General features: G+C 64.7%; 15 protein-coding genes. 8 read left to right on the forward strand and 7 right to left on the reverse strand.

Annotation, left to right across the window (positions count from 1 at the left end; all coding sequences use genetic code 11):
- The first annotated feature begins 98 nt into the window (after positions 1–98).
- Entirely contained in the window at positions 99–716 is a 618-nt protein-coding gene (locus CH256_RS19295) for a class I SAM-dependent methyltransferase (protein WP_094670338.1), read from the forward strand.
- 18 nt (positions 717–734) lie between these two features.
- Here the strand turns inward: CH256_RS19295 and CH256_RS19300 are convergent, their stop codons facing one another.
- A complete protein-coding gene (locus tag CH256_RS19300; RefSeq protein ID WP_218829149.1) occupies positions 735–1,244 on the reverse strand; it encodes a GNAT family N-acetyltransferase in 510 nt (169 codons plus the stop codon).
- Between CH256_RS19300 and CH256_RS28180 the strand changes: the two genes are divergently transcribed.
- Both CH256_RS28180 and CH256_RS19305 read left to right on the forward strand, forming a co-directional pair.
- Positions 1,237–1,377 carry a hypothetical protein gene (locus CH256_RS28180; RefSeq protein WP_179272153.1) on the forward strand — a complete coding sequence of 47 codons (141 nt, stop codon included), beginning with the start codon at positions 1,237–1,239 and terminating at the stop codon, positions 1,375–1,377. The two genes, CH256_RS19300 and CH256_RS28180, sit on opposite strands and share 8 nt — an antisense overlap.
- A complete protein-coding gene (locus CH256_RS19305) occupies positions 1,374–1,859 on the forward strand; it encodes a DinB family protein (RefSeq protein WP_256989486.1) in 486 nt (161 codons plus the stop codon). Before CH256_RS28180 ends, CH256_RS19305 begins: the two co-directional genes overlap by 4 nt.
- Before the next feature lie 6 nt (positions 1,860–1,865).
- Here the strand turns inward: CH256_RS19305 and CH256_RS19310 are convergent, their stop codons facing one another.
- On the reverse strand, positions 1,866–2,156 hold the full coding sequence (locus CH256_RS19310; protein ID WP_094670339.1) for a hypothetical protein: 291 nt from the start codon (positions 2,154–2,156) through the stop codon (positions 1,866–1,868).
- 101 nt (positions 2,157–2,257) lie between these two features.
- On the reverse strand, positions 2,258–3,286 hold the full coding sequence (locus CH256_RS19315) for an ABC transporter substrate-binding protein (RefSeq protein ID WP_094670340.1): 1,029 nt from the start codon (positions 3,284–3,286) through the stop codon (positions 2,258–2,260).
- Positions 3,287–3,466: 180 nt separating this feature from the next.
- On the opposite strand from CH256_RS19315, the gene CH256_RS19320 reads away from it, so the two are divergent.
- The 5 genes from CH256_RS19320 (at position 3,467) to CH256_RS19340 (ending at position 7,086) form a co-directional block, all read left to right on the forward strand.
- Positions 3,467–4,468, forward strand: coding sequence for an intradiol ring-cleavage dioxygenase (locus CH256_RS19320; protein ID WP_094670341.1), 1,002 nt, complete (start codon positions 3,467–3,469; stop codon positions 4,466–4,468).
- Positions 4,469–4,501: 33 nt separating this feature from the next.
- The gene (locus CH256_RS19325; RefSeq protein ID WP_094640695.1) at positions 4,502–4,729 is read left to right on the forward strand and encodes a twin-arginine translocase TatA/TatE family subunit; all 228 of its coding nucleotides are present in this window, start codon (positions 4,502–4,504) and stop codon (positions 4,727–4,729) included.
- The gene (gene tatC / locus CH256_RS19330; protein ID WP_255183115.1) at positions 4,726–5,502 is read left to right on the forward strand and encodes a twin-arginine translocase subunit TatC; all 777 of its coding nucleotides are present in this window, start codon (positions 4,726–4,728) and stop codon (positions 5,500–5,502) included. The genes CH256_RS19325 and tatC overlap by 4 nt, the downstream gene beginning before the upstream one ends.
- Positions 5,490–5,972, forward strand: coding sequence for a preprotein translocase (locus tag CH256_RS19335; RefSeq protein ID WP_256989487.1), 483 nt, complete (start codon positions 5,490–5,492; stop codon positions 5,970–5,972). Before tatC ends, CH256_RS19335 begins: the two co-directional genes overlap by 13 nt.
- 91 nt (positions 5,973–6,063) lie before the next feature.
- Positions 6,064–7,086 carry a hypothetical protein gene (locus CH256_RS19340; protein ID WP_094670342.1) on the forward strand — a complete coding sequence of 341 codons (1,023 nt, stop codon included), beginning with the start codon at positions 6,064–6,066 and terminating at the stop codon, positions 7,084–7,086.
- 7 nt (positions 7,087–7,093) lie between these two features.
- Here CH256_RS19340 and CH256_RS19345 read toward each other — a convergent pair whose 3' ends face one another.
- The 4 genes from CH256_RS19345 to CH256_RS19360 all read right to left on the reverse strand — a co-directional run.
- Positions 7,094–7,705, reverse strand: a complete 612-nt coding sequence (locus CH256_RS19345; protein ID WP_094670343.1) for a YveK family protein — start codon at positions 7,703–7,705, stop codon at positions 7,094–7,096.
- A 19-nt stretch (positions 7,706–7,724) separates the two neighbouring features.
- Complete coding sequence (locus CH256_RS19350) at positions 7,725–8,399, reverse strand: hypothetical protein (protein ID WP_094670361.1); 675 nt, start codon at positions 8,397–8,399, stop codon at positions 7,725–7,727.
- 14 nt (positions 8,400–8,413) lie between these two features.
- Positions 8,414–9,292: a cyclopropane mycolic acid synthase family methyltransferase gene (locus tag CH256_RS19355; RefSeq protein ID WP_094670344.1), complete on the reverse strand. Its 879-nt coding sequence runs from the start codon at positions 9,290–9,292 to the stop codon at positions 8,414–8,416.
- The coding region (locus CH256_RS19360) for a non-ribosomal peptide synthetase (protein ID WP_143536627.1) at positions 9,292–12,935 on the reverse strand (3,644 nt) is incomplete at its 5' end. The genes CH256_RS19360 and CH256_RS19355, both read right to left, overlap by 1 nt.

A 12,935-nucleotide genomic window follows, 5' to 3' on the forward strand; every position in this document is an offset into this window, starting at 1 on the left:
AGCACCGTCGCCGATTTGCTGATACGGCAACATTGCTTGCCGCATCTGCGCACGGGCTGTCATTCTGATACCGGCACACCACCGGGAGAGGACGATCGATGACGCACGCATTCGACAAGGACTACTGGGAGCACCATTGGGATGACAGAACGTCCCATACCGTCGCAGCGAATCCGTACCTCGTGGAGGAAACAGCAGGGTCGACACCCGGCACCGCGCTCGACGCAGGATGTGGTGCCGGTGCCGAAGCGATCTGGCTCGCCGAGCAGGGCTGGGAGGTCACCGGTGCCGACATCTCCGCAGCCGCCCTCCACACCGCCGCACAGCAGGCGCAGACAGCCGGGGTCGACGTCACCTGGATCGAAGCCGATCTGACCACCTGGAGTCCTGACGAGCGATGGGACTTGGTGATGACCCACTACGCGCATCCGTCGATTCCGCAATTGGACTTCTATCGACACATCGCGCAGTGGGTGGCACCGGGCGGTTCGTTGCTCATCGTCGGGCACCTGCACGACGGCGGGCATCACCATTCACACGGAGACGACGAGCAGCCGCCGCACGAGGCCACCGTCACCACGAAAGACATCACTGCTCTGTTCGACGCCTCCTGGCGCATCGACACGGCGGCCGAACGTTCCAGGATCGTCGTCGGTACCGGTGTGCACTCGAAAACGTTGCGCGACGCGGTGGTTCGTGTCACCCGACAGATCTGACCCCGCGTCAGCAGCATCTCACTGGGTCGCTTCGAGTCGGTAGTGGCGCGAGTGCGCACCGTCGTAGAACTCCTCTGTGTACTGAGTGAAGCCGATGCGTTCGGCTACTCGGCCCGAGCGTTCGTTCGCCACATTCACGCTCGCCACCAACGGAACCCACGGGAGCGTGCGTGCACGCCAGTCCACAATTGCTTTTGCTGCCTCGCCTGCGTAGCCGCGGCCCCACACCTCGGGACTGAAGCGGTACGCAAGGTTCAGCACACGTTCGCCGTGAAAATCACGAACCCGAATCCCTGCCAGCCCAATCACGTCCGGGCTGGAGCGGATGCTCACCGCGCAGTACCCGTACCCATGTTCTGTCCAGTGCGCGAGCCACGAGTCGAACAAGAGGTCGACCTGTGCGGCGTCGGGCGAGTCCGACTGGAACCGGGTCGTGCGGGGATCGGTGTGCAATTCGATCATCGCCAGTCGATCCTCGTCACGCAGCGGACGCAGGATCAGCCGGGTAGTTTCGATGTCGGTGACCACAACACCAAAGCTAGCGTTCCTCCGCGAGATGGCCCACGTGGGACGCCAGCTCACCGCACTGCCCGACGCCGCGAGCAGCTCGACCCGGGTGTACGGTCCGGTGGTGCAAGGCAAAGAGTCGTACCAGTGGTGACGTCGCAGCAGGACGACGCCGAAAGCCGTGTCGCTGACGCCGTTCTGGCGATCACCGGCGGAAGCCTGTCGTCGATGACGGAGATCCTGCGAGAACTGGGAGACGAGCTGGCCAACACGAAACCGGATCTGCCGGGTGCCAACAGTCCGTATGCCATCGTGTTTCACTGCGTCGCCGTGATCGAGTACTGGGCGGGCTCGGTGATCGCCGGCCTGAAGATCCCGCGGGACCGCGCCGCCGAGTTCACTGCCACAGGCCGGGTCGACGATGTGATCACCCGGCTCGATGATGTTCGGGCGCATCTACCCGAGTGGGTGGATGTCGCACTACGCGAAGGGATTCGCGATCGGACCGTCATGGGCACCACGCGCCCTGAGCTGGCAACCGCCACCCCGGAGTGGGTGTTGACCCACCTGGTGCGCGAGCTGGCCCAGCACCTCGGCCAGCTCGAGCTCACACGCGACGTCCTTCGTCAGGCATGAGCTACGTCAACGATCGATGGTGACGTTCGGCCACGGTGGCCGTCTCACGACCGCCGCACATCCCAATGTCGCTGCAATGAGGCCGGTGAGCGCACCGATCAGATGGATGCGGCCCATATCGACAGCCGGAGTCCACGTGGCCGTACCGTCGGTGATGGTGAACAACCCCACGGCCGTCTCTGCTCCCCGAGTCGATCGACGCGATACCGGCAGAATGGTCGTGCGGTCGTCCACTCTGACGGTCTCGCCGTACTGCACGACCGACGGCCTGAACACGTCGGGCAAGCGTGAGGTCATCAGAACTCCCGGAGTCGACGGACGGACATCGCGGCCAGACTACTCGTGGTTGGACTCTTCCGGACGTTCCCGAATGTCGCCGCCCCACTCCTCGGCAGGACTCAGCCAGCGGTGTTCACAGCGGATGCGAGTCCGTCGACCAGGGTCGGCAGGAAATACGGAATCGACAGTGCCGTCGGGCCCACTGCCGCTCCGGCTTCCTGCCCGACGAATCCGGCGACTACACCCGCGGCTACGGCCGGAATCTGCCGCGACACAGGCGAATCGAGGAACTGCTGCAGGGCATCCTCGGTGTCGACCTGAGTGAACACCACGTCGGCGTCGATCTTCGAGATGTTCTCCGCCGAGACGGTCGTCGAGTAGGTGGCATCGTCGGTCGCGAGATCGGTCACCGAGGCCGGTGAGGCGAAGCCGAGGTTCTCGAGCAGCTCCACTCGCGGGTCCGACGGCAACAGCAGGTAGTACACGTCCGCAGCCTCGGACACGTATGCGATTGTGCGGCCGTCGAATTCGGGATGCTGCACGCCTGCGTCCTGCACCTGGCGGTCCAGATCGCCAACGAGATCGCTGGCGCGCTCGGGAACCCCGAGAACGTCGCCGGTGGTGGTGATGACGTCGCGCCACGGCGTCGACCACAGTTCCTCGGGCGGGGCGATGACGGGAACTCCGGCCGCGGTCACCGCGTCGTATTCGGCTCGGGTGAGGCCGGAGTGCGGGGCCAACACCACGTCGGGGTCGGTAGCGAGCAGTTTCTCGACGGACAGTGCGTCCGTGACGTTGTCGAGCAGAACCGGTGCCGGACCGCCCGAGGCCTCGATCGCGTCGGACACCCACGGATAGATCAGGTCGTCACCTCCGCCGTATTCGGCCGACGGCATCGCCACCGGGACGACGCCTAGTGCGAGCACAGCGTCGGTGGTGCCGAATCCCCATGTCGCGACCCGTTCGGGTACGGCGTCCAGCGTGGTGTCGCCGTACATGTGATGCACGGTCAGCGGGAACGCGCCGGTGGACGATGCGGCTGACGGACTGTCGGCCGAATCGGTGGAGTCGCAACCGGCAAGTGCGATGGATGCGGTTGCCACTGCGGCGAACACTGCGGCGAAGCGGAACGTGAGGCGATGAGTCATGACAATCCTGTAGCTCGAAAGGGCATTGCCAATAAGGCTAGCCTTGGCTATCTCCCGTCGGAAATCCGGGCCACACCGCTCACAGGAACCTCGCAGCGGAGGTTCAGCGTCCTCACCGGAACGTCCCAGAGTATTGGCACTACCGAAAACAACCGATGCCATCTCAGAGGAGATCCCACAATGGCCCGAATTCCGGAGCCCACCAACACTTCTGCCGGACCCGCCTACGAGGGCCGGCTGCTCGATCGCCCCGCCGAGGAGGTCGTCGACCAAGGCGCTAGGTTCGACATGACCACCTTGGTCACCCGTCGCCGCGTGCTGAGCATCGTCGGCGCGGGAGCCGGCGCGGTGGCGTTGGCTGCTTGCTCGAGCACGTCGAACTCTGGAAGTGCCACCGTCACAACGGCAACCGCGTCCAGCACAGCTACCGCGGCAACCAGCGAGATTCCCGACGAGACCAACGGCCCTTACCCTGCCGACGGCTCGAACGGCGTCAATGTGCTCGAAGAATCGGGAATCGTTCGCCGCGACATCACCTCCAGCCTCGACGGCGGCACCACGGTCAGCGGAGTGCCCCTGTCGCTGAACCTCACCCTCACCGACATGGCGAACGACAATCGCCCCTTCGAGAACGCCGCCGTGTACCTGTGGCAATGCGATGCGGCAGGGCTGTATTCGATGTATTCCGAGGGGGTCGAGGACGAGACGTACCTGCGCGGCATCCAGGCCGCCGACGCCAACGGCACCGTCACCTTCGACACGATCGTCCCCGGTTGCTACAGCGGCCGCTGGACCCACATTCACTTCGAGGTGTATCCCGACGCCGCCTCGGCGACCACCGCAGACAACGCCATCGCCACTTCGCAGATCGCATTCCCTCAGGACATGCTCGACGCGATCTACCAGCTCGACACCTACCCGTCATCGGCGCAGAACCTCGCCCAGCTCGGCAGCATCGACAACGACAACGTGTTCGGCGACGGCTACGAGTTGCAGATGGGGTCGTTTTCGGGCGACCCCACCGCCGGCTACGTCGGATCGCTGGCCGTCGCCATCGACACCACCACCGAACCCACCGCCGGCGCAGCCCCCTCCGGAGGCGGAGGCGGACAGTCCCCGATGGGCGGCGGCACTCCCCCGGCCGGTGGTCCGCCGAATGCCGGCTCCGCACCCACCAACTGATCACCCCCACCTCACACCCACGAAGGAATCACCATGTTGCACAACCTCACCGGCTGGCATGCCCTCATCGTTCTCGCCATCCTGCTGCTCGTCTTCGGCTCCACCAAGCTCCCGTCCCTCGCGAAGGGCGTCGGCCAGTCGATGCGCATCCTGAAAGACGAAGTGCGCGAGGAGAAGAAGCCCACAGCGCGTGACGACACGACCGCTCCGGTGTTCGCCGACGCTGCGTCCACGCCGGTTCCGTACCGACACACCTCGTGACCACAGCCACCGCCGCGCGGGGAGTGATGCCGCTTGCGGCGCATGCACGCGAGGCACGTCGCCGCGCGATTCGCGCGGCGGTGTCGCTGCTCGTCGGCATCGCGATCGGATTCGCGCTCTCCGATCAGATCCTCGACATCCTGCGCGCACCCGTCGAAGAACTCGCCCTCACCCGCCAGGCCAGCCTCAACTTCGAAACCGTCACCGGCGCTTTCGATCTCGAACTGAAGATCGCCCTGTTCACCGGCGTCATCGTGTCGTCTCCGGTGTGGCTGCGTGAGCTGTTCGCCTACCTCACCCCCGGCATGACGCGTCGGGAAAAGAAATATGTCTACGGATTCTCCGCGGCCGCAGCTCCACTGTTCGTCGCCGGCTGCGTGTTCGGGTTCGCCATCTTCCCGCGCATGGTCAGCGTCCTCGCCGGGTTCTCCTCCGACCAGGACAGCACCATTCTCAACGCCTCGTACTACGTCGACTTCGTCATGAAGATCGTGTTGGCCACCGGCATCGCCTTCGTCCTTCCGGCCCTGCTGGTGATGCTCAACTGCCTCGGCATCCTGTCCGCGCGCAGGCTACGCAGCAGCTGGCGAATCAGCGTCGTCGCCATCGCACTGTTCAGTGCACTCGTCACGCCCGCCGCCGACGTCCTGTCGATGTTCTTGGTCGCGGTTCCCATGGCCACGCTGTTCGGCGCAGCAATCGTGATCACCGAGGTACACGACAGACGCGCCCTCACACCACCGAAACCGGAGCTCTCCTCATGTTCGGCTTGACCTTCGAGAAACTGTTCCTGGTCGCGATCATCGCCGGGTTCGTCCTCGGCCCCCAACGCCTCCCCGGATACGCGCACCAACTCACCCGCGCCGTGCGCAGCATGCGTCACTTCGTCGACACCACCCGCACCGCGGCCGAAGCAGACATGGGCGTTCCGCTCCGACGCTCGGAATGGGAATCGATGAACCTGCGGCAATACGACCCCCGCCGCATCGTCAGCGACGCACTGCGTGACACCAACGAACTGCGTGACACCGAACCCCCATCGGAACAGGTCCTCGCCGAAGCAGCCCGCGTACGACCCGGTCAGAAATACCTCATCACCGGCCCCTCCTCGCATCCCCGACGCATTCTCATCGACTCACTCCCCCAGGACGATCCGCGTCGCATCGCGGCACAACCACAGCCGGAAGCCGCTACTTCGGCGACGGCGACAGAGATCGGTGCAGCCCACACCGCGCTCGGCTGAATCCGAAAGGCGATAGCCGCACCCACAATTACCTGGCAGTTAGAGCGGCGAAAGAAGAACGATATGTAACACATTCGTGCATGATGTGCCCATGACTACCAGCGTCGTAGCTGCTACCGAGTCCGGTGTGACCGCAATTGCGGTGTGGACCTTGATTCTCGTCGTCATCGCTGCGCTGGGTGCCGCGTTGGCTGCGCTGAGTGTGCGACGCGTCGGCGCGAAGGAGGAGGTGATGTCGCGGGAGTTGGCGGCGTTGCACACAGCCGTCGATCGTCAGGTGCGTCAGTCCAGCGACAACGACTCGTGGAACCGCGACCAGGTGACCGCGCGATACCAGGAACTACTTTTTGCGCTGTCCAACGTCGATCGGGTTGTGGCCGAGGAGATTTCGGCGGCGGTGGTCTCGACTCCAGTCGGTGATCTGAAGGCTGCGACGCGTGCATTGGACAAGGCCTACGACCAACTGAATCTGGCGCTCACCGCCGCTTTGGTGGTCGCACGCAGGCGCGTTCATCCATTGGCGCTCGAGTTGTCCACGGGCATCGATCGTCGGGTGTTCGCCCCGCTGGCTCCCGAAACCGGAATCCCCGCTCCGGCACACGAACGTCTGCAGAGCGAGCATGCGTACATCACCAGAATGCACTCGTTGCTGCTCAAGGCGATGCGCGCCGATCTGGGTCTGCTCGATCCCAGCGCCGAGGCGACACTGATCTTCACGACGAAGGAAGTGGAATCCGGTGTACAGGCAGACCGCTCGACGGCAGCCGGCCGTAGTGCCGTGCAGCTGATCGATCTGCTCGAGGACTTCGGAGTGATGCCGCTGCTCGGGGCCGAGGACGACTTCGTCATGTCCGACGCGTTGGTGATCCAGTGCGAGGAGCTCTACAGCGCGGTGAGCCCGAACTTCCAGGCTGTACTGCGCCACATCGGCGACGAAATCCATCTCGCGATCAGGCCCGATCTCACCGACGATCGCCTCGAAGAGATCTACGAAATCGCCGTGCGCCTGGTCGAAGCCGGATTACGCGGAAACATCCACCGCAGAGACGGATTGGACGGCAGCAGCCTGTTCCTCATCGATCCGGCCCACAAGGCGGGAATGGATCGGGTGTAGTTCGGACCTACTGCGCAGTCCCGCGCGAGCGGTGACGGACGAGCACCAACGCAGTTCCGATTAGCACCCCCACTGCAGCACCCCACGCCAGGTACGTCGGGGTGTTCGGCCGGATCGGTGCAGACGGGATTTCGGGCTGGTTGCGTATCCCGACCGCCGCCGCGGGAGTCCCACCGTCTTCCGGAGTCTCCAGCTCTGCGACCACCGCACTCAAGTCGATAGCCATGGTGTTGGCGATGTCGTGTGCAAGCTCCGGAGAACTGTCGGTGGCGACGATGTCGAACACGACGTTGTCTGCGGAATACGACACTGTCACCTTCTGGGCCAGCTCCACCGGACTGAGATCGAGTCCGAGGTCGGCAACAACTGTCGATGCGAGCAGATTGCCCTTCACCAGTTCCGCATACGCCGCGATTCGCTGCTGCGAAAACAGGTCCGTCCTGTACTCATCTTGTCTGAATGTCTGATTCGGTGTGGAGACGAACATCTGAGCCCGCGATTCGTACACCGGGGTCACCAGCAAGCTGATACCGAAGGCCGCGGATACGGATACGACGACGCACACCGCGACGATTCGCCATCCCGCCCTGATGATGTGTCCGAAGCTGTGCTTGTTCACTGTGCGCGGTCAGGCTGCATCAGCTTCCCACCGGTCGGAAGCCCGCACCCGGGGACCCCGATGCACTCAGCAAACGCATCGATTCCGAGGCGGATGCGTAGGCGGTGGGACTGAGCAGCGGAACGCCCAAGGCATGGCTGGCGATTCCGACGAGCGTGGTACCGGCCACCAGCGGGGCTCCGGAGTCGGCCCAGACGGTGACGGCATCGGACATCAGGTCCCCGCCCCGGTTCTCGACGATGGTGCCGCACGTCAGTCCGCTGCCGACGCCGCTCTTGCAGACCGGCTGACCCACCGATCCGGTGCCGATGTCCGTCACGGTGACTCCGCCCAGACTGGACACCGGCGTGACCTTGGTGGGATCGAGGACGATGACGCCGTAATCGGGTCCCCAATGCCCGACGGCCGTAGTGCCGACCGGGGCCGTAGGCGATCCGACGAGGGTGACGGGCAGACCCGTACGCAGAATGCAGTGGCCTGCGGTCAGGGCGACGAGTCGGCCGGCGTCGTCGTATCCGACGGCCGCGATGGAGCAGGCGGTGAGGTCGTCGATGCCTCCGGTGGTGACGAAACCACTACCGGGTCCGACGACCGGAAGAGGTGCAGCAGCAGCGGTTCCGGGAGCCATCGCGCTGACGGCCAGGACCGCGGCAGCGAACAGTCCACTGACACAACCGAGTCGGGCTTTCATCATGGTGGGCATCCTTGTCACTTCTCGGGTATGTCTGCAGCGGCCAGCGTGAATTGCACGACGTCGATGCGTGAACTCTTGAACCTCGCCGACGAGCCGGTGAGGTACTGGACATATTTGTCGTACGTCGCCTCCGAGGACACGGCAATGGCCTCGTCGCGAGATGCGATCAGTTTCTCGGCCCAGGTATCGAGTGTCCTCGCGTAGTGCAACCTCAGAGGATGCTCCCGCAGCAACTCGAAGCCTGCCTCGGCCGCCTTGGACTTGATCACCTTGACGAGCGTCAACTGTCCGCCGGGAAAGATGTCGCGCAGGATGAAGCGGGAGAAGTGCGCATCTTCGCGCGTGAGCCCGCCACCACCGGAAGCCGGATCGGGTGGCGTGATCACGATGGTGTGCAACAACATTCGCCCGTCGACGGGCAGTACCGAGCGGCACTTCGCGAAGAATGCCGAGTATCGGTTGCGCCTGAAATGCTCGAACGCGCCGATGCTGACGATCCGGTCGACGGGCTCGTCGAACTCCTCCCACCCCTGCAACCGGATGTCGACGGTGCGGTCGGTCGACAGGTCGGCCACGACGCTGCGCCCGTGCTCGTACTGATTTCGGCTCAACGTCAGACCGATGACGTTGACGTCGTACTTCTCGACCGCCCGCTTGGCGAGAGCGCCCCAACCGCAGCCGATGTCAAGCAACGTCATCCCCGGCTTCAAGTCGAGCTTGCCGAGGGCGAGGTCGATCTTGGCCGTCTGCGCCTCCTCCAGCGTCACGTCCTCACGCTCGAAGTAGGCGCAGCTGTACGTCATGCTCGGGTCGAGGAACAGTGCGAAGAACTCGTCCGACAGGTCGTAGTGCGCTCGCACGTCATCGACGTACGGCTCCAATTGTTCGCTCATCACGCCACACCTTTCCCCACAGCTGCGGTGCCGATCACTCGGCCTAGTGCACGGGCACCGATCTCGCCCAGCATGTCTTCGTGTTCCACATCGACCCGGTGAACCGACATCCGCCCGTCCACGAACTGCGTCCACTGCTCCGCACCGTGCGATCCGCGAGCGGCGAAGTAGTGCACCGGCCCCGCAAACACAGCAGGCGCGTACGACGCCACCCAGGTGGGAGCCTCCGCGACGGGACGATACATTCGCCGCAGATGATCCACGGTGAGAAACGCCAGTTCACTTATGTTCTCGCGCAATCGATCCACGATGGTCTCGAACGAGTCACCCTCGACCCCGAGCTGACGAGCAAGATCGTCGATGCCGAACTCTGCGGCTCCCTCCGGTGCCGAGAGCTGCGCGTCGACGAGCGCCAGCAGCGCGACGTCCTCACCTTCCGACTGCAGTTGCGTCGCAACAGCATGCGCGATCACACCACCGAGCGACCATCCGAGCAGGTGGTACGGACCGTGCGGCTGAACGCCTCGGATCTCGCGCACGTATCTCTCCGCGAACTCCTCGATCGAGGTCGGCGCAGCGTCGTCGTCGGCGATACCGGGCACCTGAAGCCCGTAGAGCGGACGTTCGGTCTCCCCGAGCAGCGAAAGGTAGCTCCACGCGATTCCGATGGCCGGGTGCACACAGAACAACGGTGCGCCCACCCCCTCGGTTCGCAGCGGAAGCACCACCTCGAAGGCACCGTCAGCACCGTGATCGCCCGCGTCGAGTTGTGCTGCCAGGGCCGAAATAGTCGGATGCACGAGCAACAAACTGATCGGAAGCCGGCGGTCGAGCCGGTCCCCCAGCGCATCCATCACCTGCACCGCCGAGAGGGAGTGTCCACCGAGATCGAAGAAGTCGTCGTCCACCCCGATGTCCTCGGCGGCCACCTGCAGGACGTCGGAGAACACGGCATGTACCAGTACTTCGTTCGCGGAGACCGGGGCACGTCGTTCGGTCGACATGATCGAGGGCTCGGGCAACGTGCTCGCATCTACCTTGCCGGACAACGTCATCGGCAGTGCATCGACGACGGTGACGGTACTGGGCACCATGTACGCCGGGAGTGTCCTGGCCAGGAACTCGCGAGCCTCCCGCGGTTCGACGCCTCCCACCACGTAGGCAGCGAGCAACTGCCCACGACCGATCACGCTGGCCTGACGCACATCTCGGTGACGCAGCAGTGCTGCTTCCACCTCGGACAGCTCGACGCGATGACCGCGAACCTTGACCTGCGAATCGACCCGGCCCAGGTATTCGAGTTCACGATCGCTACCCCGAATGACCCAGCGCACCAGATCGCCGGTCCGGTAGAGCCGCCCGTCACCGCACGGATCGGCAACGAAGCTACTCGCCGTCGTTCCGCTCTGCCCCAGATACCCTTCGGCGAGGCCGGCCCCGCCCAGGTAGAGCTCCCCGACGACGTTGTTGCCCACCGGGCGTAGACGAGCATCGAGGACTATGGCGTCGAAGCCGCGAACCGGTCCGCCGATGGTCACCGGCACCGCCGGGCTCCACTGACGCTGGTCCGTGGTGCAGGTACTCATAACGGTTCCCTCGGTGGGGCCGTAGGCGTTGAATACCGAGCGCCGACGCGACCATCGTTGCAGCAGTGCTGAATTGGCTGCCTCGCCTGCCATGACGATCACTCGAAGCGACGGCACGGCCTCCGCGTCGGTCACCTGTAGGACGGTCGGCGTGAGGCACGCGTGGGTCACCTGGTGTTGCTCGATGAGCGCTTCGAGTTCACGCCCTCCGTGCACCTCGGGCGGAACGATCACCGTGCTGGCTCCCGCACCGACGGCCATCAGTGTCTCGAAGATCGACGCGTCGAAACTGGGCGACGCGAACTGAAGCACCCGCGATCCCGGCTCCACTCCGAAGAGATCTCGTTGGCTCTGCACCAGATTCGCGATGCCGCGGTGCGTCACCCGCACGCCCTTGGGAACCCCGGTCGAACCGGAGGTGTAGACGACGTACGCCACGCTGTCGAGTGGTGCCTCGCGACCATCGACACGATCGAGCTCGTCGCCGGTGACGCTCATCCAATCGGCACCGACCGAATGGAAATCTGCAGCCGAGATTCCCGTGATCGGGGCAGCGCGCTCGAGGATCTCCTGCACTCGGGCCACGGGTTGAGACGGGTCGATGGACAGGAAGCCGGCACCGGTCTTGGCCACGGCCCAGATCGCGACGAGGTAGTCGGCGGAGCGAGGATAGGCAATTGCCACCAGTACACCTGGCCGAGCACCTGCGCGTATCAGCCTGTTGGCCAGCGCATTCGACTGTCGGTCCACCTCGCGGTAGGTCAGCGATCGCGAGCCCTCGATCACCGCGACATTGTCGGGCCAACTCTGCACTGCCTGCTGAAACACTGTCGCCAGTGTGAGTCCGGGGGCGCTGTCGTGGTGCGAGGTAACAGCCGATGGGACGTGCCCGAACTCCGCGCTGCCCAGCCGAATGTTCGGCCGCGTGGAGACCATCGTCAACACCTCGGTCAGGCGCTCGGCGAGTCCGAGAATCACCGATCGCGAGAACCGTGCGGGCAAGTACCCGAGATGGCCGATCAATCCAGCCTCGGACTCGTCGACCAGGACCTCGAGGTCGAACTGCGTGTCCGTGATGTCCACGCGACGCGGGGTGATCGACGTCGACCCCAGTTCGATTGTCGGAGTTGTCGTATCACCGAAGGCCAGCAGCACCTGGAACAGCGGATGGGTATCGACGGCGCGGGTGGGTTGCACCGCGTCCACCACCTGCTCGAACGGGACGTCCGAGTTCGCGAATGCATCGAGATCCCGGTCGCGGACCGCGGTCACGAAGTCCTCGAACGTCGTCGACGGATCGACCTCCGTCCTGAGCACGACGGTACCGACGAACATGCCGACGAGGTGATCGAGCGCCGGATCGAATCGGCCACCCACCGGGGTCCCGATGGCGATGTCCTGGGTACCGCTGGCTTCTGCGAGCACGGCGGCCAACGCTGCGTGGACCACGACGAATACCGTTGCGCCCACACGATGCGCGAGCGAACGCAGCAGCGTGAGGGTGTCCGGACCGACGGAGAACTCCACGGCCGTCCCATCGGCCGAGGGGTCAGGGGTTCCGGTCGGCAGGTCGAGGAACTCCGGCACGCCGGCCAGGGTGCGACGCCAGAACTCGAGCTGATCCGACGCCACGGCGTCGAGCACAGTGCGCTGCCACAATCGGTAATCCGAGTAGTCGACGGTGAGAGAACCGAATTCCGGTGTCGATTCGGCCATTCGGGCAAGCAGAGCGATCTCGACGTCCCGGGCCAGCGGACGGAGTGAGAGGCCGTCGACCGCGATGTGGTGCGCAACAACGGACAGCACCCGCTCGCCGCCTCGATCCAGCAGGCCGAGGCGTAGCGGCGCCTCGAGGGTCAGATCGAAGCCGTGCAGGGCCAGACCATCGTGCCCTGCATGTGCATCGTCCAACGTCGACAGCACGATTTGCGGGTCGAGAACCACGGTGACGGGACCATTCGCGGTCGACGGGTACACCGTGCGGAGCGGTGTATGCCGTTCCAGCACATCGGCTATGGCGGCGCGCAGAACATCGAGGCCCAGATCCGCCGGAAGCG

Origin of the sequence: Rhodococcus sp. 05-2254-6 (assembly GCF_002258565.1) — a bacterium.
In the GTDB taxonomy this organism is placed as follows: Bacteria; Actinomycetota; Actinomycetes; order Mycobacteriales; family Mycobacteriaceae; genus Rhodococcoides.

Excerpts from the sequence above, each read along its gene's own strand:
- CH256_RS19325 (WP_094640695.1), top strand. The coding sequence starts at position 4,502 with ATGTTGCACAACCTCACCGGCTGGCATGCCCTCATCGTTCTCGCCATC.
- CH256_RS19315 (WP_094670340.1), bottom strand. The coding sequence starts at position 3,286 with ATGACTCATCGCCTCACGTTCCGCTTCGCCGCAGTGTTCGCCGCAGTG.
- CH256_RS19350 (WP_094670361.1), bottom strand. The coding sequence starts at position 8,399 with ATGATGAAAGCCCGACTCGGTTGTGTCAGTGGACTGTTCGCTGCCGCG.
- CH256_RS19310 (WP_094670339.1), bottom strand. The coding sequence starts at position 2,156 with ATGACCTCACGCTTGCCCGACGTGTTCAGGCCGTCGGTCGTGCAGTAC.
- CH256_RS19355 (WP_094670344.1), bottom strand. The coding sequence starts at position 9,292 with ATGAGCGAACAATTGGAGCCGTACGTCGATGACGTGCGAGCGCACTAC.
- CH256_RS19340 (WP_094670342.1), top strand. The coding sequence starts at position 6,064 with ATGACTACCAGCGTCGTAGCTGCTACCGAGTCCGGTGTGACCGCAATT.
- CH256_RS19335 (WP_256989487.1), top strand. The coding sequence starts at position 5,490 with ATGTTCGGCTTGACCTTCGAGAAACTGTTCCTGGTCGCGATCATCGCC.
- CH256_RS19295 (WP_094670338.1), top strand. The coding sequence starts at position 99 with ATGACGCACGCATTCGACAAGGACTACTGGGAGCACCATTGGGATGAC.
- CH256_RS19320 (WP_094670341.1), top strand. The coding sequence starts at position 3,467 with ATGGCCCGAATTCCGGAGCCCACCAACACTTCTGCCGGACCCGCCTAC.